At 51.1% G+C, this 17,876-nt stretch carries 20 protein-coding genes; 9 read left to right on the forward strand and 11 right to left on the reverse strand.

Annotation, left to right across the window (positions count from 1 at the left end; all coding sequences use genetic code 11):
* Positions 1–25 precede the first annotated feature (25 nt).
* Genes purF through ACP15Y_RS03710 form a run of 3 tightly spaced genes read left to right on the forward strand, consistent with a single transcriptional unit; the run spans position 26 to position 2,442 of the window.
* The gene (gene purF / locus ACP15Y_RS03700; protein ID WP_424982455.1) at positions 26–1,543 is read left to right on the forward strand and encodes an amidophosphoribosyltransferase; all 1,518 of its coding nucleotides are present in this window, start codon (positions 26–28) and stop codon (positions 1,541–1,543) included.
* Positions 1,544–1,546: 3 nt separating this feature from the next.
* The gene (locus tag ACP15Y_RS03705; RefSeq protein WP_424981648.1) at positions 1,547–2,284 is read left to right on the forward strand and encodes an SDR family NAD(P)-dependent oxidoreductase; all 738 of its coding nucleotides are present in this window, start codon (positions 1,547–1,549) and stop codon (positions 2,282–2,284) included.
* Complete coding sequence (locus ACP15Y_RS03710; RefSeq protein WP_424981649.1) at positions 2,281–2,442, forward strand: hypothetical protein; 162 nt, start codon at positions 2,281–2,283, stop codon at positions 2,440–2,442. The genes ACP15Y_RS03705 and ACP15Y_RS03710 overlap by 4 nt, the downstream gene beginning before the upstream one ends.
* On the opposite strand, the gene ACP15Y_RS03715 is transcribed toward ACP15Y_RS03710, so the two are convergent.
* Both ACP15Y_RS03715 and ACP15Y_RS03720 read right to left on the reverse strand, forming a co-directional pair.
* Entirely contained in the window at positions 2,421–3,182 is a 762-nt protein-coding gene (locus tag ACP15Y_RS03715; protein WP_424981650.1) for a 2-phosphosulfolactate phosphatase, read from the reverse strand. The genes ACP15Y_RS03710 and ACP15Y_RS03715 overlap by 22 nt on opposite strands.
* Entirely contained in the window at positions 3,183–3,800 is a 618-nt protein-coding gene (locus ACP15Y_RS03720) for a LysE family translocator (protein WP_424981651.1), read from the reverse strand.
* A gap of 156 nt (positions 3,801–3,956) precedes the next feature.
* Between ACP15Y_RS03720 and ACP15Y_RS03725 the strand changes: the two genes are divergently transcribed.
* Positions 3,957–4,556, forward strand: coding sequence for a LysE family translocator (locus ACP15Y_RS03725; protein ID WP_424981652.1), 600 nt, complete (start codon positions 3,957–3,959; stop codon positions 4,554–4,556).
* 39 nt (positions 4,557–4,595) lie between these two features.
* Here ACP15Y_RS03725 and der read toward each other — a convergent pair whose 3' ends face one another.
* Together der and ACP15Y_RS03735 are read right to left on the reverse strand one after the other, a co-directional pair.
* Positions 4,596–6,062 (reverse strand): ribosome biogenesis GTPase Der, encoded by a 1,467-nt coding sequence (gene der / locus ACP15Y_RS03730; RefSeq protein ID WP_424981653.1) that lies wholly within the window; start codon positions 6,060–6,062, stop codon positions 4,596–4,598.
* Between the two features lie 43 nt (positions 6,063–6,105).
* The gene (locus ACP15Y_RS03735) at positions 6,106–6,822 is read right to left on the reverse strand and encodes a tetratricopeptide repeat protein (RefSeq protein ID WP_424981654.1); all 717 of its coding nucleotides are present in this window, start codon (positions 6,820–6,822) and stop codon (positions 6,106–6,108) included.
* A gap of 143 nt (positions 6,823–6,965) precedes the next feature.
* On the opposite strand from ACP15Y_RS03735, the gene ACP15Y_RS03740 reads away from it, so the two are divergent.
* Together ACP15Y_RS03740 and ACP15Y_RS03745 are read left to right on the forward strand one after the other, a co-directional pair.
* Positions 6,966–7,319 (forward strand): TraR/DksA family transcriptional regulator, encoded by a 354-nt coding sequence (locus ACP15Y_RS03740; RefSeq protein ID WP_424981655.1) that lies wholly within the window; start codon positions 6,966–6,968, stop codon positions 7,317–7,319.
* Positions 7,320–7,387: 68 nt separating this feature from the next.
* The gene (locus ACP15Y_RS03745; protein WP_424981656.1) at positions 7,388–7,834 is read left to right on the forward strand and encodes a hypothetical protein; all 447 of its coding nucleotides are present in this window, start codon (positions 7,388–7,390) and stop codon (positions 7,832–7,834) included.
* A 76-nt stretch (positions 7,835–7,910) separates the two neighbouring features.
* Here ACP15Y_RS03745 and ACP15Y_RS03750 read toward each other — a convergent pair whose 3' ends face one another.
* Together ACP15Y_RS03750 and ACP15Y_RS03755 are read right to left on the reverse strand one after the other, a co-directional pair.
* Positions 7,911–8,753 (reverse strand): isocitrate lyase/PEP mutase family protein, encoded by an 843-nt coding sequence (locus ACP15Y_RS03750; RefSeq protein ID WP_424981657.1) that lies wholly within the window; start codon positions 8,751–8,753, stop codon positions 7,911–7,913.
* Positions 8,754–9,160: 407 nt separating this feature from the next.
* Complete coding sequence (locus ACP15Y_RS03755) at positions 9,161–9,727, reverse strand: NnrU family protein (RefSeq protein WP_424981658.1); 567 nt, start codon at positions 9,725–9,727, stop codon at positions 9,161–9,163.
* A 136-nt stretch (positions 9,728–9,863) separates the two neighbouring features.
* Between ACP15Y_RS03755 and ACP15Y_RS03760 the strand changes: the two genes are divergently transcribed.
* Positions 9,864–10,505, forward strand: a complete 642-nt coding sequence (locus tag ACP15Y_RS03760) for a glutathione S-transferase family protein (protein ID WP_424981659.1) — start codon at positions 9,864–9,866, stop codon at positions 10,503–10,505.
* Between the two features lie 2 nt (positions 10,506–10,507).
* On the opposite strand, the gene ACP15Y_RS03765 is transcribed toward ACP15Y_RS03760, so the two are convergent.
* Positions 10,508–10,960, reverse strand: coding sequence for a hypothetical protein (locus ACP15Y_RS03765; protein WP_424981660.1), 453 nt, complete (start codon positions 10,958–10,960; stop codon positions 10,508–10,510).
* Positions 10,957–11,313: an SgcJ/EcaC family oxidoreductase gene (locus ACP15Y_RS03770; protein WP_424981661.1), complete on the reverse strand. Its 357-nt coding sequence runs from the start codon at positions 11,311–11,313 to the stop codon at positions 10,957–10,959. The genes ACP15Y_RS03765 and ACP15Y_RS03770 overlap by 4 nt, the downstream gene beginning before the upstream one ends.
* Positions 11,314–11,392: 79 nt before the next feature.
* Between ACP15Y_RS03770 and ACP15Y_RS03775 the strand changes: the two genes are divergently transcribed.
* Entirely contained in the window at positions 11,393–12,838 is a 1,446-nt protein-coding gene (locus ACP15Y_RS03775) for a PLP-dependent aminotransferase family protein (RefSeq protein ID WP_424981662.1), read from the forward strand.
* Between the two features lie 15 nt (positions 12,839–12,853).
* Here the strand turns inward: ACP15Y_RS03775 and ACP15Y_RS03780 are convergent, their stop codons facing one another.
* Positions 12,854–13,744: a LysR family transcriptional regulator gene (locus tag ACP15Y_RS03780; protein ID WP_424981663.1), complete on the reverse strand. Its 891-nt coding sequence runs from the start codon at positions 13,742–13,744 to the stop codon at positions 12,854–12,856.
* Between the two features lie 92 nt (positions 13,745–13,836).
* Here ACP15Y_RS03780 and ACP15Y_RS03785 point away from each other — a divergent pair, with 92 nt between their 5' ends.
* Positions 13,837–14,751 (forward strand): SMP-30/gluconolactonase/LRE family protein, encoded by a 915-nt coding sequence (locus ACP15Y_RS03785; protein WP_424981664.1) that lies wholly within the window; start codon positions 13,837–13,839, stop codon positions 14,749–14,751.
* A gap of 171 nt (positions 14,752–14,922) precedes the next feature.
* On the opposite strand, the gene ACP15Y_RS03790 is transcribed toward ACP15Y_RS03785, so the two are convergent.
* Complete coding sequence (locus ACP15Y_RS03790; RefSeq protein ID WP_424981665.1) at positions 14,923–16,050, reverse strand: hypothetical protein; 1,128 nt, start codon at positions 16,048–16,050, stop codon at positions 14,923–14,925.
* The gene (locus ACP15Y_RS03795) at positions 16,037–17,875 is read right to left on the reverse strand and encodes a carbamoyltransferase family protein (RefSeq protein WP_424981666.1); all 1,839 of its coding nucleotides are present in this window, start codon (positions 17,873–17,875) and stop codon (positions 16,037–16,039) included. Before ACP15Y_RS03795 ends, ACP15Y_RS03790 begins: the two co-directional genes overlap by 14 nt.
* Position 17,876: the final 1 nt, after the last annotated feature.

Consider the following 17,876-nt stretch of genomic DNA (forward strand, 5'->3'; position numbering starts at 1 on the left):
TTCACTTTCTAGGGCGAGAATGCTGATGCACGCACCACACGCAACCGGCCAAGCCGGTATCCAAGATGACACCGAAGCGTTTGATCTTGATGGAGACACGTTGCGTGAAGAATGCGGCATATTTGGCACCCTAGGGCAGAGCGACGCCGCCGCCCTCACCGCACTTGGCCTGCACGCCTTGCAGCACCGTGGTCAGGAAGCCGCAGGCATCGTAACCTTTGATGGCGAACAGTTCCGTTCTGAACGGCATATGGGCCTCGTCGGCGACCATTACACAGATGCAGCCACCCTTGAAAAATTGCCGGGCAAAGCCGCAATCGGACATGTGCGCTATTCAACAACTGGCGAAACAGCTTTGCGCAATGTGCAGCCACTTTTTGCTGAATTGAGCGCAGGCGGTATCGCTGTTGCGCACAATGGCAATTTCACCAACGCACTTAAGCTGCGCAAAGAGATTATTAAAGATGGCGCCATCTGCCAGTCCACATCTGACTCGGAGGTGGTTTTGCACTTGATTGCGCGCTCGCAAAAAGAACGGTCGTCCGATCGTTTTGTGGATGCCATCAGCCAGATGGAAGGCGGCTATGCATTGATCGCCCTCACCCGCACAAAATTGATTGGTGCGCGTGATCCGAATGGCATTCGTCCTTTGGTGTTAGGTGATTTGAACGGCTCTCCGATTTTGGCCTCTGAAACATGTGCTTTGGACATTATTGGCGCGAAGTTTGTGCGCGACATTAAAAATGGCGAAGTGATCATTTGCGAACGCCAGCCCAATGGTGAGGTGACCATCGAATCTTCCATGCCGTTTGACGAAAAGCCTGAACGCATGTGTCTATTCGAATATGTATATTTTGCGCGTCCAGACAGCATTGTCTCTGGCCGTTCTGTTTATAATGTCCGCAAAAACATGGGCATCAATCTGGCACGCGAAGCCAAAATTGATGCGGACGTTGTTGTGCCCATTCCAGATGGTGGCACGCCAGCCGCGATTGGCTATGCGCAGGAAAGCGGCATCCCGTTTGAATTGGGCATCATCCGCAACCATTATGTGGGCCGGACCTTTATTGAGCCGAGCCAGCAAATTCGGGCCTTTGGCGTTAAGCTGAAACATTCGGCCAACCGTGGCCAGTTGGATGGCAAGCGCGTTGTGCTGGTTGACGATTCAGTTGTGCGCGGCACCACATCTTTGAAGATTGTGCAGATGGTGCGCGACGCGGGGGCAAAGGAAGTGCATTTGTGCGTTTCCAGCCCCAAGATCACCCATTCCGATTATTACGGTATTGATACGCCGGACCCATCGAAATTGATCGCCAATCAGTATGTTGATCATGACGAGATGTGTAAGTTTATTGGTTGCGACAGCCTGCACTTCCTGTCTGTTGATGGGCTTTATGATGCTGTGGGTGGCGTTAAACGCGACCCGAAAAATCCGCAATTTACCGATCACTATTTCACTGGGGAATATCCGACCCGTCTAGTGGATTTGGAAGCGGAAAAAGGCAATATCAAACAACGCTCTATGCTTAGAGAGGCAGGATAATCCATGACCGAACAACAAGATCTGGCTGGCCGTGTGATTGTGGTCACAGGGGCCTCTCGAGGTATTGGCTATTTTAGCGCGATTGAGGCGGCAAAGCGCGGCGCGCATGTGATCGCCATTGCCCGCACCGTTGGTGGGTTGGAAGATTTGGATGATGAAATCCAAGCTGCTGGCGGCAGTGCCACTTTGGTGCCCTTGGATTTGATGGATGGCGATGCGATTGACCGTATGGGCCGTGCCATTTTTGATCGTTGGGGCAAGCTGGACGGCTTGTTGGCCAATGCGGGCATGTTGGGCACCATCAGCCCCGTTAGTCACCTGTCCCCCAAAGATGTCGATAAAGCATTTAATCTCAATGTGATCGCCAACTTCCGTTTGGTGCGTTCGCTTGAACCATTGTTGAAGCAGTCAGACGCTGGCCGCGTTGTATTTGTTTCGTCCAGTTCAGCCTATAGCTGCAAGCCCTATTGGGGCCTTTATGCGGCCACCAAGGCGGCGCTGAACGCCATGGCCAAGTCATATGCGGGCGAAAACGCCAACACGCCGCTGAACATCAATGTGGTCAATCCCGGCCCTACCCGCACACAAATGCGCGCCAAGGCCGTGCCTGGTGAAGATCCGGAAACAATTCCACATCCACGTGAGATTGCGCCGAAATTCATTGATTTGATTTCGCCCGATTTTGCAGAAAATGGTCAATTTGTTGACCTGAAAGACAACGGCAAGGTTTCACCACTGTGAACCGAAAAGCCGCTATCATTGTAGGCGGCTTTGCCCTTTTGGCCCTCGGCATTTGGTTTGGTATGCATATTGAGCGCTGGCTCGTTGTCGATGCTTGCCTAGACGCTGGCGGAAATATTGATTTGACCCGCGGCTTTTACAATTGCGAGCTTGAGTAAAACCGTATCTTTTCGTTCGGGCTCATATCGCCGGGCATATCTGCCGCTTTCATGCCAATATCTTCATAAGTCTTTTGAAGTGTCTGCAATCGCGGCACACAATTGGCCGCATTCAATTGGCTTGCCCATTCCACATCTTGCGCAAAGCCGCGCTCGGTTAGCTCTTTGCCTGAATCGCATTGGTGCAACGCCGCCAGCAAATCATTTTCACACGCGTTGAAAACCGCCATCGCAGCAATCGCTTCAGATGTTTTGTCGCCAGTGAGAAAAGACGCAATCGCGCCCGCAGCGAGTTGATCCTCAAATGCTGGGCGTAGACTGCCATCTCCATGCCAGCGCTCACCTGCCGCGACAATCACAATGTCATCGCCCTGCCCCATCGCCGCCTCTGCAACCGCTTTGGCATTGCGCAACGCGCCAGCAAAACTGGACTTTGCCTTAGACAGAGTCGAGAGGTTTGAGCCGTTTGGCGACGGCAAAACAATTTTTTGGCCGGGTTGAACCATGTCCAATGTCGGCGGTGAGAGCGAAAGCCCCTGCTCTTTGCGCTTGCCCACGCATTCAATTGAGAGGCAAGCGGCTAGCCTCTTGCCGCCCTCATAAGTGCCAAACGGGAACACTTTCGCTCCGCGAGCACATGCAACAGACAATGCCGTCGAAAAGCTCAAGCAATCCACAATGATCGCGGTGCCAGTGGCTCGCTCCAATGCTTTTGCGCCCCATTCCACATGTACGCGCATTTAATGTGCCCGGAAGCCGATAGCTAATGCTGCTGCGCCGATGATCACGGCGGCAGAACGGTTCATCCATTTGTAAACGCGGGTCGATGAAAGCCACTCACGTGCCCCGGCGGCCAACAATAGATATGGCACAGCCACCAGCAACAAAATTGCTGCTGTACAACCTAGAATGACAAAGTAATCCGAGAGCGTAATTGCGCTCATATCGAGCAGCACAGGGGCCAGCGCCAGATAAAACAGGATTGGCTTTGGGTTGCTCAGGCAGATAATGTAGCCGTTTAGCGTCAGCGCAAAGATACCGCGTTTGTTGACCACTTCGGTCTTTTTCGGCGCGTCGCTGCTCATCCAGAATTTATAGGCGAGATATAGCAGATAGGCAGCGCCGATGATTTTAGCCACCAAGAACGCGTCTGCGTAAAGCTCACTCACGGCTGCGAGGCCAAGAATGGCAAGCGTCAGCCAAGTCAAATCGCCAAAGGTGATGCCGATCAGCATGGCAAAAGCAGGTTTGAACCCGCGCCCCAAAGCCGTGCCCAACAGGGCCATAATGCCCGGGCCGGGAATGGCAACAGCAATCGCGAGCGCGATGCAATAAGCGATCAAAGAAACAGTGGTCATGGTGAAGCTCTATTAGACGTTTGCGGCTCACGCTAATCCGACATGATTAGTTGGTCAAGCACAATCCATCACTGGGATGAATAGATCCATTGATAATTATCACTTTCATTGATTCAGCCTTCATGGCCTAATGGTTGTCAAATTTGGGAGATATTTATGCTGATAGGCTTTATCATTGCGGTGATTTTGATCACCATTGTCCCCGGCCCCTCTATCTTACTGCTTTTGGTGGTGAGCCTCCGGCAAGGCACCATGGCTGGCCTCAAATATACTTTGGGCGTTTTGGCAGCAGATGCTGTGTTGCTCACCATCTCCTTGCTTGGCCTTGGCGCGGTGCTGCAAGGTTCTGCAATGTTGTTCAACATCGTGAAATGGGCTGGCGTCGCCTATCTGATTTATCTGGGCATCAAGCAATTGCGTGCGCCAAGCGAAATCAAGCTGGAAACCAACCAGAAGGTGCAAGCCCCGTTTACGCAAGGGTTTGCCATCACCGCGCTTAATCCCAAAGCCATCGGCTTCTTCGTGGCCTTCTTCCCGCAATTTATTGACCATCGCGGCGACGTTTTGGCCCAACTGATGGTGCTGGTGCCGCTCTTTATGTCACTGGTGTTTGTGATCTTTGCCATCTGTGCCTTTTTGGCAGGCTATAGCCGTCTGTTGTTTGAAAATCACGCGGGGCAGATCACCCTGAAATATGGCGCTGCGACGGGCCTGCTCGGCTCAGCGGCCGCAGCCGCTTTGGTCCAAAAGGCCTAAGTTCAAGAACAAAAAGGGCCGCTTTCGCGGCCCTTGATTTTAGGATGGCTTAAACTTGCCTTTTTCGTGATAGGGGTTTTGTCCCCCCCGGATCCAAAGCCGGATCGGCACGCCTTCAAGGCCAAATGTTTCGCGCAAGCCCTTCACCAAATATCGCTCATAAGATTTCGGCAGCGCATCGGGGCGCGAGCAGAAAATAATAAAGCTTGGTGGCCGCGTTTTGGCTTGGGTCATATAGCGCAATTTGATGCGGCGACCAGACACGGCTGGGGGCGGATGGCTTTCGGTCATGCCGCTCAACCATCGATTCAAACGCGCGGTGGAAATCCTTGAATTCCAAGTCTTTTCCACCTTCAGCACCGCTTCCATCAAGCGGTCAATATTCTTGCCACGCAAGCCAGATAAGGTCACCAATGGCACGCCTTTAAGCTGTGGCAACAGCCGCTCGCACGCCTCTTTCATTTCGCGCAAATGCTCTTGCTTGTTCTTCACAAGGTCCCATTTGTTCAGCGCGATCACGATGGCGCGGCCTTCGCGCTCCACCAGATCAGCCAATTGCAGGTCCTGCTTTTCGAACGGGATGGTTGCGTCCAGCATCAGCACAACAATTTCGGCATATTGGATTGAGCGCAGCGCATCAGCGACAGAGAGCTTTTCCAGCTTTTGCTGCACGCGAGATTTTTTGCGAATACCCGCCGTGTCCACCAAATTGATGGTCCGGCCATGCCAATCCCATGGCACCATAATCGCATCGCGTGTGATCCCTGCTTCGGGCCCGGTCAACACGCGCTCAGCGCCCACCATCTTATTGATCAGCGTTGATTTGCCCGCATTGGGCCGACCTACAATGGCCACATTCAAAAAGCGATTGGGGTCGTATGTGCCCTTCCCGTCTTCAACGCCTTTGCCATCTTCGTCCAGCTCAACATTGATCTCGGGCATCATGCTATCATCGAGGTTGGCCACCGCCGCCTCAAATTCAGCTTCGCCTTCTTTAAGCACTTCAGCTGCTTCTTCAATTGCTGTGGCAACAATGTTGTATAGGTCGGCAAGGCCCATGCCATGCTCGGCAGAAAGCGCGATCGGCTCGCCAAAGCCCAGCTTGAACGCCTCATAAAGGCCGGCATCTGCCAATTGGCCTTCATATTTGTTGGCAACAAGCGTCACTTTTTTGTCGGCCTTGCGCAGCAAGCGCGCAAAATGCTCGTCCATCGGCACCACGCCAGCGCGTGCGTCGATCATAAACAGGATGACATCTGCGGTTTGAATGGCCTGCTCGGTTTGCTCGCGCATCCGTGCTTCTAGGCTGCCGTCATCAGCATCTTCATAACCTGCGGTGTCGATCAGATTAAATGTCAGATCGCCGATGCGGCCCGTGCCTTCGCGGCGGTCGCGGGTTACGCCAGGTGAATCATCCACCAGCGCCAGTTTTTTGCCCACTAGGCGATTAAACAATGTCGATTTACCGACATTGGGTCGCCCAACGATCGCAACAGATACACTCATTTTGATGGCTCCAATAGCCTAAATATGTTCGCGGAATAGCCGCTTATTCGCTTGCCTCGGCATCAGTGGCTGCGGCGTCAGCTTCCGCATCAGCACTGTCGCCACCGGTCACGCCTTGCGATTCCAATTGCGCAATGTATAGCCCAATCCGTTGCGCCAAATTGCGGGGCGCTGCCGGATCATTGGCCACCGCGTCAAACTGGGTGCGCGCTTCAACAAATTGACCTGCCTGATAATAGCTTAGGCCAAGCGCTTCCCGCGCCGCATTGCGCAGTGGATGGCCATCCACTTGCAAATCGCCAACGCGCTGGCTCACGGCCAATGGGTCGCCACCATCTACGAGCAAATAGGCTGCAAATAAGGAAGCTAGTTCACGCAAGCGTTGATCATTTTGCGTGGTCGCAATTGCATCATAAGCTGCAACGGCTTCATCGACCTGACCTTGTTGCGCAAGGGCAGCCGCTTCACGGAAGCTTGCCAAGGTTGGGTAATTGCCAGCGCCGCTTGTTTCAACTGCGTTCAACGCTTCCAAGCCAGCTTCGTAATTTCCTGCCTCAACTTCGTCGAGCGCTGCCACAAATTGCTCTGCAGATGCATTTTGCTGCGAGCTCTGCCACCAGCGCCAAGCCTCATTACCGGCCACGATCAGCACAATAACAACCGCCGCGCCAATGATCCATGGGCCAAATTGGCGCCATAGCTTGCGCATACGCTCGTTGCGGAGATCTTCGTTGACTTCGTTAAAAATTTCGTCTGACATTTAGATATGCTCTTTATTCGGGCCGTGTTTGAGTGCCGCACCATAGTGTGATGCAAAGGAAAATGCAATTTTTCTGGTGCAAAATACGATGAAAATTCACGCCCCCTTTGATTTTTTCCAAATGCGGTTAAAATCAGTAGCTTATGGACGAATTAAACGCACAAGAAATCGCGCACTTTAAAGAGGTTTTGTTGGCAAAACAGCAAGAGCTTCAGGCAATTGATGCCATAAGCGAAGATGCGCGCAAAGCGGTAGAGCTGGACCAACAATCCGTCGGCCGCCTCTCCCGCATGGATGCGATGCAGGGCCAAGCCATGGCGCAAGCGCAAAATCGCCAACGCCGCCGCGAACTTACCCGCATCGAGATGGCCCTCACCCGCCTACAAAATGGCGACTATGGCTATTGCGACAATTGCGGCGACCCTATCGCGAAACGGCGATTGGAAGTCGACCCCGCAGCAGGGTTTTGTATTCGGTGTGCAGAGGGGAATGAGTGAGGCTCATGTTGACCTGACGAGAGTGGTGTGGCTTCACTACCATTTTTGCACCAGTTTAGTATTTACAAATGAGACACAAAAAGCTTCACAGCGTTGCCCACAATTACGCCACCTCGCTGGCAGGTGGCGTAAGTTTTGTTGTTCCAAATCGTCTTCTTCTTTCAGATATTTTTGCAGAGGCGGCAGCAAACAAAGAGGGTGTTATCACAGCGGACTTTTTGACCGGCAAGGTTGACGGCGCGATCAAGAATGGGGAAGTCGAGCAGGCATTGCCATTGCTAAAAAATGCGTTCCCCCAATTTTGTGAGAAGCACGGTGTTCATGTGTCTGAATACAAAGCGTTTCTAGCTCGCTTCGTTTTACACAAAACAGAGGTCAGCTATCTTATCACGATTGAGGATGACAACGGCAAGCGAAGCACTGTTGAATATATTGGACGTACGGGGAAACGCGCGGAGGAGTTAGATCATCTTGGCAGGCGACGCCCCAAACTCTCTAGCAATCCGCCTCAATAATCGAGTTCATCATTTGGTGCCAAAAGCAGATAGTCAAATTAGGTGCACGTCCATATTGCAATGGAAATGATAACAATCACTTTCGCCCTGAATATTGCTCTTGCGACATGAGGTCGGCCAAAACAGCATCCGGAATAGCAGCCGAAGCGTAGGTGAATGTGCCCTTATCCCTGACTTCCTCAGCCGCACGCTTAAGCGCACCATATGCAGCCCTAGCAAAGGAACCACCAACACTAATACGGCTAACCCCTGCTTCAGATAGTTCTTCAACAGTATAGCTCTGACCACTAAGTCCCATTACGACATTCACCGGTTTATCAACTTCGCTGCACACGGTTCGGATGGCCTCAATGTCCGGCAAACCGGGGGCATAGAGCACATCAGCCCCTGCCTCCGAGAAAGCCTGCAGGCGCGATATTGTATCCTTGAGGTTGGGCCGACCCCAGAGGTAATTCTCTGCGCGGGCAGTTAGCAGAAAAGGAAGTTCCGACGCAGCTTCCGCAGCAGCACGAATGCGTGCGACTGCCAAATCAAATTCAAAAATCGGCTCATCGGGATTGCCAGTCGCATCCTCAATGGAACCGCCAACCAAGCCGATGTCAGATGCTATGCAAATAGTTTCCGCGCAGATTTCGGGCTGATCACCAAATCCATCCTCTAAATCGGCAGACACTGGAATATCGCAAGCTCTAACAATTTCGGTCGCGTTTGCAATAAGCTCATCTCGGCTTAGTCCGGCAAAAGAATCTCGCTTGCCAACCGAAAAGGCATAGCCAGCGCTGGTCGTCGCCATGGCTTCAAACCCCATGCTGGCAAGCAGCCGTGCCGAACCCGCATTCCAAGGGTTTGGCATAATGAACGCCCCGGTTCTGTTGTGTAACGACTTTAAAATGCCGAACTTTGCTTCCTGATCCATCATCCCCTCCTAAAAATTAGGACGCTAGGTCAAGATGGAACATATAGAGAACATTTGCAACCGTAAACTGACTGCTTTAGGACACAAACCATTCTTTGCCGTAGCATTTACTGCCATGCACTAAGGTCAGGCGAATTGGGCCTGATATCCAAAATCAAACACTATTTGCCGCTCTCCTGTCATGGTGCGCAAATGGGTGAAGGCCGCACTTCTAAAGTTCGAACAGCTTTTCAAAACTTGAGTAAAACGAGGCCGAAACTAGGGTACTATTTCCCCGAAAACTTGCCGACTAGGCAGCATCGAAATCGCTGCTTGCCCTCTTCGTCGGCCCGCGTGTTCATGCCTGACCACGATCCGCGATCAGGCCATAAAAATCAACACTGACTGATTCAGCCCGCAGCAGACGTTTGTTAGAACAACGGCACGCCAATCAGCGCACCATGGCCCCAGAATGCTAACAGGGCGAAGGCAACGCCGCCAACCACAATAGCAATCACATCATTGGTCACTGGACCGGCAACCGGGTTCGGTGCGCCCCGGCGTTTCAAATTGATGCGGTTCCAAACGGCCCAACCTAAGAAGCTCAAAAACAGGATGATCGACGCCAGATCGCCATTCACCAAAAGGTGGGCGAAGGCCCAGATTTTGACGGAAAGGATCATTGGATGCTTTAGCGCTGCTTTGATCTTGCCGGCTGGCACATAGGTCGCTGCCAAAGCGATAAAGGCGATCAGCATCAGGCCGTGGGCGATGTGGCGGAAGAAATATGGTGTTTCGTAAATGATCACCGGGTCCATGCGCGCTTGGCCATAGCCCCAAACGATCAAGGCGAAGCCGATCAAAGATTCGACAGCATAAAGCCCTTTCCAGGTCATCTCGCCACGCTTGGCAATGAATTTTTCGCGGAAATCAGGCACCAACATACGTGCCGAGTGAACGCCTAAAAACAAGATTAAGCCTAAGATCAGCCAGAGCATTTTATCCCCCTAAAACAATATGTGTTGCAACTTAGGAATGTTCGTCTGGCGATGCAATAGAATTAACGTGCGCCGCTTCGCTTGACGCGATTGCCCAAAGCTGGCAGCCCTATTGGAGAGTTTAGGGGAGCGTCGCATGTCAGAATTTATCATCACCACATATGATTGGGTGCCAGAATTGCCGCGCGGCTATGTTCGTGATTTGCGGTTGCGCTGGGCGATGGAAGAAGCCAAGCTGCCTTATCGCGTTGAGAGCACGCCGTTTCATGATCGTGGGCCGGAGCATTTCGCCAAACATCCTTTTGGCCAAATCCCCTGGCTGACGCACAATGGCCAAACCATATTCGAAAGCGGTGCTGCCCTGCTCTATTTGGGCGAGCAAAGTGAGCATTTGATGCCACGCAATCAGGCCGGTCGCTTTGCCGTTACCCAATGGGTTTTTGGCGCCCTCAACTCCATGGAGATGGCCAGCGTGCCATGGTCGCTGTTCAAATTTTCCGGCACGGACAATGATCAATCTGGCTTTGGCATGTTCGATAATTTTCTTGGTAATCGCCTGACCCACCTTGAAAGTTTCATCGGCGACAAACATTGGCTTAATGACCAATTTTCCATCGCCGACATTTTGATGGTGGATGTGCTGCGCTTGATCGATCGGTTTGATGGCCTCAGCGCCTATCGGAAGTGCCGAGCCTTAAAAGAACGCGGCGAGGCCCGCCCTGCCTTTGTCAAAGCACATGCTGATCAATTGGCACAATTCCAAGCGGCGAATGGATAATCTCAATATTGTCCATCGGCCAAATGGTCCGCCAAATAGCCCTCTTTGCCCGCGCCGCCCATCATGTGTTTCACCCAGGCATTGCGCTCATGATGCACAATAACTTCTTCCCAAACACACTCGATCATCGGCTCATCAACTTGCAGCAATTTCCCCGCTTCAAAGTGGGTCAACAAGCCCGCCACAATGTCGCCCTCGCGCCAAACGCGGGTGAGCACCCAATTGGCTGCCTCGCCAAAGTGCACCATTAGATAGCCGATGCCCTGATGCGGCATGTCTATAATTTGAGATGTGTGCAGCGCTTCCATCGCCGCGCTAAAAATGGGATCGGTCGGCAGAGGCGTCCGGCTTTTGGCACAAATGGAATAGGTTTTCAGCTCAAAGCCAAATTGTTGCACGCGACCGCAATAAACATAGTCGCGGCCTTGATATGGGTCTGTTTTCATCACGCTCATTTTTGGCGCACCTTTCTATAGGCATCTTTCAGGGTGATGTAACCGTCTGCCAAGCGCAAGAGATCACATCCAAGTTCAGTGGTGCCGTCGGGCAAATCATATTGCCATGTCCAAAAGGCTGCATCTTCCATCATAATTGGTACGCTTGTCTGGCTTTGCGCCCCTGCATCTTGGGCAAACATTGCGGCTACCAATTTCTTGATCGCTATCCGGCCCACGGCTTTATGCCCCGGCTCTGGCCCAATTGAGGCGAAATAGACACCATCCGGCGCGAACAAATTCGCCACTTTCTCCGCATCCTTTTCGCTCCACGCTGCGCTGAAGCGATCCAGTAAATTTTGATTATCGTCCATCGGCATGCCTCCTAAGTTGGTAGGAGATTGCCTAGCAAAATATTGGATTATATAAATGAGCCAATGTATGCATATTTGAATGGTCCAATTTTCAATGATTGACTTGCAGTTCGATCTCAGCAACCCCGATGACGGGCAAAATTTATCCACCTTACTTGCTCAGCAAATCCGTAATGCCATTGAGCAAAACTCATTGATACCGGGAGATCAATTGCCACCCAGCCGCCAGTTGGCAAACGAACTGGGCATCGCCCGCGGCACCGTTCAATTGGCTTATGAAATTTTGCTGGCGGAGGACATTTTGCACACCCGCGCGGGAGCAGGCACATTTGTAGCAGCTATGCCCACCCGCCTTTCGGCGCATGAAAATGGCACATTAGAGGCAGGCTTTGCCTTCAACTTTGATGCCATTGCCGAACCCGACATTGATGTGGCACCGCACGCCAAGATCAACTTTCTGCCGTGTCGACCAGATGTCAGCCAACTGCCGTTAGCTCAATGGCGAAGTTGCCTCGCCCAAGCCGCCCTCATGTCGCCGCAGGCGGATTATGGCGATCCGCAGGGTTCCATCACATTGCGGCATGAGATTGCCGCCTATCTGCGGCGCAATCGGCAATATGTGGTGAACCCAAATCACCTCATCATCACCAGCGGCATCTCCCATGCCAGCAATTTGCTGGCACCGCTTCTGCTGGCCGAAGGGCAAGAGATCTTGATGGAAAATCCATGCTATCCACTGGCCCGGCAGATTTTCCAGCGCGGTGGGGCGGACATCATGCCCTGCCCCACAGATCAGGATGGCATTCACATCGAAGCTTTGCCTGCGGTGCAGAGCAATTTCGGCGCAATCTATGTCACGCCAGCACATCAGTTTCCCTTGGGCGGGCGCTTATCCGCCCCGCGTCGTGCCAAGCTTTTGGCCTTTGCCAAACAGCATCGCGTGCCCGTTCTGGAAGATGATTATGATGGCGAGTTTCGGTATGACGTGCCGCCGCTGCCTCCTCTGGCCGCGCACGCGCCGGAGATGGTCATTCATATGGGCACCTTCTCCAAATCCTTCTTCCCAGATTTGCGCCTTGGCTATCTGGTCGCCCCGCCAGAAATCATCGCCGCCCTCGCCAAAAGGCGGCAATTGCTGGATTATGCGCCCAGCATTGTGCTGCAAAACGCCATGGCACTATTTATTCAAAAGGGGCATTTTGAAAAACATCTGCGAAAGATGCGCAAAATCTATCGGCAGAAACGTCAGGCTTTGGCTGAGGCGCTACAAGCCAACCGGATTTCCGGCCAACTAGTTGGCCTCAATTCCGGCTTACATGCTGTGCTTGCCCTACCCGACATTTATGATGCAGAGGAAATTTGTCAACGCGCCCGCGCCAGCAACATCGCGATCAATGCTTTGCGTCGATATGCCTTTGAGAACACAGGCGTGCTCAATGGCCTTGTTATCGGCTATGCAGCGCCGTCCATTGAAGATATTCAAAATGGCTGCGCCGTCTTGGCCGATTGTTTTAACAAGCGATAAAGCAACTAGCCCTTACTAGGACTTCGGATCGCCGGTTGTCCCTTCAAACAGTTCTTTTTCCGCCAAAATCAATTTGGTGAGAAACTTGGCTACCGCCTGCAAGCGCGGCGTTTGCCGCATATTGGGGTTATAAAGCAACCAGAGATCCCGATCCTTTTCCGCCATAAAGGGCGCAACCCTTTGCAGCTTTGGATCATCGTCACCAATCCGGCAGGGCAATTGTGCAATGCCAAGCCCTGCCCGCGCCGCCTGATGCAGTGCGATATTGGAGCTAACGCGCGCCGAAGCTGTTGCTTGCGGATAATGCGTCGTCACCCATTTGGGCGTTTTTTGGTCGTTTGTGCGTCCAATCCAATAATCAATTTGGTCCGTGGCCACGTCCCGTGCCTCGCAATATTCATGCGACGCATAAAGTCCCATGTGCCGCGCCACCAGCCTCCGGCCTACCAGCCCTTCCGCAGGTGCATCGGTCACCCGCAGTGCGATATCAGCATCATGATTGTGGATGCTCTTTACATCGTCGGCGCTGTCCAAGTTTACGCATATATTCGGGTAATCAGTTTTGAATGAGCTCAATTTCGGAAGGATGACTGCATGGATCAGGTTTTCCGGCGCTGATAAAGTCACCACGCCCGACAGGCTTTCATCGTTCGCCCGCACCAGTTGGTCCGCATCTGCCAGTGCTTTTTGCATGGTATGTGCAGCGGAAACCATCACCAGCCCTGCCTCGGTAAGCTCATAGCCTTCAGGCTTGCGCTCAAACAATTGTGCGCCAATGCTTTCCTCCAACGCCGCCAGTCGACGAGAAACCGTGGCGTGGTTCACATTCAGCCGCTTCGCCGCCCGCGAAATGTTCTGCGCCTCAAACACCGCCAGCAAAAATCGATAATCGCCCCAATCATGCATGATAATTATTGCACTCCATATGTGCATTTATTGCGAATTTACGCACAACTATAGAGTCCATATTTTTGCCCTTCAACATGAAAGGACAAATTATGAAATTACGAACAGGCGCCTATTCGGCCCTCTTGGCACTCAGCCTCAGCGCTGCACCAGCCATGGCCCTCGACCAGATTGCACTGCCAGACGAAGCGCAATTCCCTGAAAGCATCGCGATCAGTGAAAATGGAGACATTTACACAGGCAGTGTCACCACAGGCCATATTGTGCGTCTGCCCGCCGAAGGCAGCGAACCCGTAATCTTTGTTGAAGGCGGCACCAACGGCGCCATCTCGATCGGCGGCTTGCTGCTCTCCCCGCAGGAAGATATTTTATATGCCTGCAGCTCTGATCTCGGGCTAAACCAATTCAGCGGCACCGCTGCACCCGGTCTACTCGCCTTCGACATTGAAAGTGGCGATCTAACAGCGCGTTGGGATTTACCCGGCGGCGGCCTGTGCAACGATCTGGTGCAAGCAGCAGATGGCACCATCTATGTCACAGATTCATTCGTGCCGCGCATTCTGGCCCTCAAGCCGGGCGCAGATGCGTTCGAAACTCTGTTGCAAGATGAAAGGTTCACCGGCGACGGCTTCAATTTGAGCGGCATCGCCCTGCTGGGCAACTCGTTAATCGTGGCCAAATTCAACAGCGGTCAATTTTATAGCATCGATCTAGATGCCGCCCCAAACGTCACCGCCAAAGAGATCACCCTAGATCAGCCCATCATCGCCCCCGATGGGATGCGCGCACTCAGCACCAACCAACTCATCGCCACTAGCGCCGCGGGGGCGTTGGCAAAACTTGAGATCGAGGGCAACAAGGCACGCGTGACAATGCTCGATCACCCCCTCAACGGCCCCACCTCACTGGTCCTGCACCAAGGCAAAATCTATGTCACCGAAGGCCAGCTCGACAAGCTATCAGGCGAAAAACCGAAACAATTCACAATCGCCATCATCCCCCAATAAAACAAAACGGCGCATCAAACGATGCGCCGTTAAAAATTGGCAGCTTAGTTTAAGTTTGACCTCATAACTCACTCCACTAAGATAGTAGTGAAGTGGTGCAGTCTATTATGAACCAACCTGAACGTATTTGCGCGCATGTCTAGATCACACCCCAATTGCATTGGTCTAAAATTAACGGTTGGCAAACGCATCGGCCATCTTTTTGTACCCTACCGGCGATAAGTGCGGGCCCTTAAGAGCGTAATCCAGACTATTCTTTGTTCTATCTAGCAAATTTCTACCATCAACAAAGTCTAGTCCTAACTGTTCAGTCAATTTCGCTATCCGATTGCCATATTCGTCTGCGTGCGAGTCTGGCCGAAAATACTCACTATTAGGGATAAATCCCACAATTACGTTGCATTCGTAGTCGTTGCATAATCCACTAACGCGCTCTATCGTCCTCCGCGTCATATGAAAACTGGACTTCTTTTGAAAAATAATATTCGAAATTTCAGGAAGTTTTGAGTGCCTGATAACTGCATTATAAGCTCTATCAATCAACGATGCTTGCATTTTGGCTTCACTCTGTTTTTTTAATAGAGCGGTGGCTCTCTCACCTTCCTTTTTGAAATAGTCGACATCAAACAGCGAAATTTCTGACTTATCAAAAATCTTTTTATCTTCCTCAACGTACGCGTACTCGACCGCACTCTTATCTTCTATACCTTTGTCATTCGCATAGAAAACTACATATAACTCTGTGGGCTTTACCAAAGGTACAAACAGCTTTGCATAGGCATAATAATGGCTTGGATCATTTCCACCGATGCCGAGATTCATTACAGTCTCATTGAGCTCTTTCGAAAGCAGATAAGGGATTGTGCTTTCATCTGGAACACAAGCTCCATGAACAAATGAATCCCCAATCATTATCTTGCGAGGTTCTTTATCCCAAAGTGAATCCTCATTGCGAAACCCAAATCTATCGGATCGATATTTTATCAATCCATATCCTTCATTGCAGTAGTAGGTATCTGTAAATGGCAAGCCAGCAATAAGTGGATATTCTTGTTGAATCGGGTCCAATAGTGATGGGTAAATCATTGGAGAAAAACCTTCAGATATTGCCCGCTCTCTCTGTGGAATATCTTCGGATTGAACTCTTTGATTCTCAACTTCCGCAGCTTCACTATAAGCTAAGTTGCGGTTGATCGCTTGCTCCATTGTACGACCAATGAACCAATCTCCGACGATCAGTAAGAAGTAACAAAAACAAAATGAGATTGTTACGAGGACAATATTTTTAATCCAACTCATATTGGCTCTCATAACTTTCTTTTAGTTTCTCATCTTGCTTTTCTTTATAAATCAGATAGTTACCTATAGCCAACATATCCAACTCTGTGCCCATAAAGCACTTGAATGCATCGGTTGGCGTACAGACAATCGGTTCACCACGCACGTTGAATGACGTGTTAACGACAAGCGGACAACCTGTCTTCTCTTTGAACTTAGATATCAATGCGTGGTACCGAGGATTAGTGTCAGCGTGCACTGTTTGTATGCGTGCAGAATAATCCACGTGTGTGATTGCAGGTACAGAAGAACGCGGAACATTAAGCTTTTCAATACCAAATAGTGCATTTTCGTCAGCAGTCATTGAGCGCCGCTTATCTTCTAAGACATCGGCAACCAATAGCATGTATGGGCTATCTGTTTCATGTTCAAACCACTCGCCCACGTCTTCACGAAGAACGCTCGGAGCAAATGGCCGAAAGCTCTCACGATATTTTACTTTTAGATTCAGTTGCTTTTGCATAATGGGTGAACGCGGATCTGCAACAATACTCCGCCCCCCGAGCGCTCTCGGTCCGAATTCCATCCTTCCCTGCATCCAGCCGACTGCTTTTTCGTCAGCCAGCGCTGAAGCCACTTTATCTATTAGCTCACCTTCTGGAAGTTTTTGATAAGCAGCGCCACACGATTTGAGTTCAGCTTCGATTTCCTCATCACTAAACTCGGGACCAAGATATGCTCCCTTCATAGCGTCACGTTCCGTAGATTGAACTCTCACACCCTTATGGTGTAGGTACCAAGATGACAGAGCTGCCCCGAGAGCGCCGCCAGCGTCACCGGCAGCTGGCTGTATCCAAATATTATCAAAGATCTTGCTGCGCAGAAGAATACCATTTGCCACGCAGTTTAGTGCCACGCCACCTGCTAAGCAGAGGTTCTTCTCGCCAGTATCTTTCGCAATTCCTGCTGCCAACTCGATAACAATGTCTTCAGTGACTTTCTGAACGGAAGCTGCCAAGTCCATCTCACGTTGCGTAAGCTCTGACTCTGATGTTCTTGGCGGACCTCCAAACAGCTTGTCAAACTTCTTGTTGGTCATTGTCAGGCCAGTTGCGTAATCAAAGTAGCTCATATCTAACTGGAAGCTGCCGTCATCGGCTACTTTTATTAGCTTTTCCCTTATTAGGTCAGCGTAACGTGGCTCACCATAAGGCGCTAAACCCATGACTTTATATTCGCCGGAATTGACTTTGAAGCCGGTGTAATAGGTAAATGCTGAATAAAGGAGCCCCAGCGAATGCGGAAAGTGAATCTCCTTAACAACCCTTAAGTCGCTGCCATTGCCAATTGCAAGTGATGTCGTTGTCCATTCACCAACACCATCCAGTGTAAGCACTGCAGCACGATCAAATGGTGACGGGAAATAGGCACTTGCTGCATGCGATAGATGATGTTCGGAAAAAAGGAGGCGTTCTCGCCAGTCAATGCTTTCGTCAAGTGCCGATTTAAGCTCTTTAATGAGAGCCGATTTTTGAAAGAGCTTATCTTTAATCCAAACTGGCATTGCTTTGGCGAAGCTGAAGAAGCCTTTCGGAGCAAATGCAAGATATGTCTCCAGCAGTCTTTCAAATTTAACGAATGGCTTCTCATAGAAGACTACGTTTTCGATCTGACTTGGACTTATCTTTGCCTCTTGAAGGCAATATTCAATTGCATAATGAGGGAAGCCCGCATCATGCTTTTTTCTCGTGAAACGCTCCTCCTGAGCCGCAGCTATGATTTCACCATCTTTTAGCAAACATGCTGCGCTGTCGTGATAATAGGCCGAAATGCCTAGAATATACATG

This window comes from Maritalea sp. S77, assembly GCF_049801075.1.
Taxonomy (GTDB): domain Bacteria; phylum Pseudomonadota; class Alphaproteobacteria; order Rhizobiales; family Devosiaceae; genus Maritalea.

Coding starts and splice junctions, on each gene's coding strand:
- purF (WP_424982455.1), top strand. CDS start 26: ATGCACGCACCACACGCAACCGGCCAAGCCGGTATCCAAGATGACACC.
- ACP15Y_RS03705 (WP_424981648.1), top strand. CDS start 1,547: ATGACCGAACAACAAGATCTGGCTGGCCGTGTGATTGTGGTCACAGGG.
- ACP15Y_RS03715 (WP_424981650.1), bottom strand. CDS start 3,182: ATGCGCGTACATGTGGAATGGGGCGCAAAAGCATTGGAGCGAGCCACT.
- ACP15Y_RS03720 (WP_424981651.1), bottom strand. CDS start 3,800: ATGACCACTGTTTCTTTGATCGCTTATTGCATCGCGCTCGCGATTGCT.
- ACP15Y_RS03725 (WP_424981652.1), top strand. CDS start 3,957: ATGCTGATAGGCTTTATCATTGCGGTGATTTTGATCACCATTGTCCCC.
- der (WP_424981653.1), bottom strand. CDS start 6,062: ATGAGTGTATCTGTTGCGATCGTTGGGCGACCCAATGTCGGTAAATCG.
- ACP15Y_RS03735 (WP_424981654.1), bottom strand. CDS start 6,822: ATGTCAGACGAAATTTTTAACGAAGTCAACGAAGATCTCCGCAACGAG.
- ACP15Y_RS03740 (WP_424981655.1), top strand. CDS start 6,966: ATGGACGAATTAAACGCACAAGAAATCGCGCACTTTAAAGAGGTTTTG.
- ACP15Y_RS03745 (WP_424981656.1), top strand. CDS start 7,388: ATGAGACACAAAAAGCTTCACAGCGTTGCCCACAATTACGCCACCTCG.
- ACP15Y_RS03750 (WP_424981657.1), bottom strand. CDS start 8,753: ATGATGGATCAGGAAGCAAAGTTCGGCATTTTAAAGTCGTTACACAAC.
- ACP15Y_RS03755 (WP_424981658.1), bottom strand. CDS start 9,727: ATGCTCTGGCTGATCTTAGGCTTAATCTTGTTTTTAGGCGTTCACTCG.
- ACP15Y_RS03760 (WP_424981659.1), top strand. CDS start 9,864: ATGTCAGAATTTATCATCACCACATATGATTGGGTGCCAGAATTGCCG.
- ACP15Y_RS03765 (WP_424981660.1), bottom strand. CDS start 10,960: ATGAGCGTGATGAAAACAGACCCATATCAAGGCCGCGACTATGTTTAT.
- ACP15Y_RS03770 (WP_424981661.1), bottom strand. CDS start 11,313: ATGGACGATAATCAAAATTTACTGGATCGCTTCAGCGCAGCGTGGAGC.
- ACP15Y_RS03775 (WP_424981662.1), top strand. CDS start 11,393: ATGGTCCAATTTTCAATGATTGACTTGCAGTTCGATCTCAGCAACCCC.
- ACP15Y_RS03780 (WP_424981663.1), bottom strand. CDS start 13,744: ATGCATGATTGGGGCGATTATCGATTTTTGCTGGCGGTGTTTGAGGCG.
- ACP15Y_RS03785 (WP_424981664.1), top strand. CDS start 13,837: ATGAAATTACGAACAGGCGCCTATTCGGCCCTCTTGGCACTCAGCCTC.
- ACP15Y_RS03790 (WP_424981665.1), bottom strand. CDS start 16,050: ATGAGTTGGATTAAAAATATTGTCCTCGTAACAATCTCATTTTGTTTT.
- ACP15Y_RS03795 (WP_424981666.1), bottom strand. CDS start 17,875: ATGTATATTCTAGGCATTTCGGCCTATTATCACGACAGCGCAGCATGT.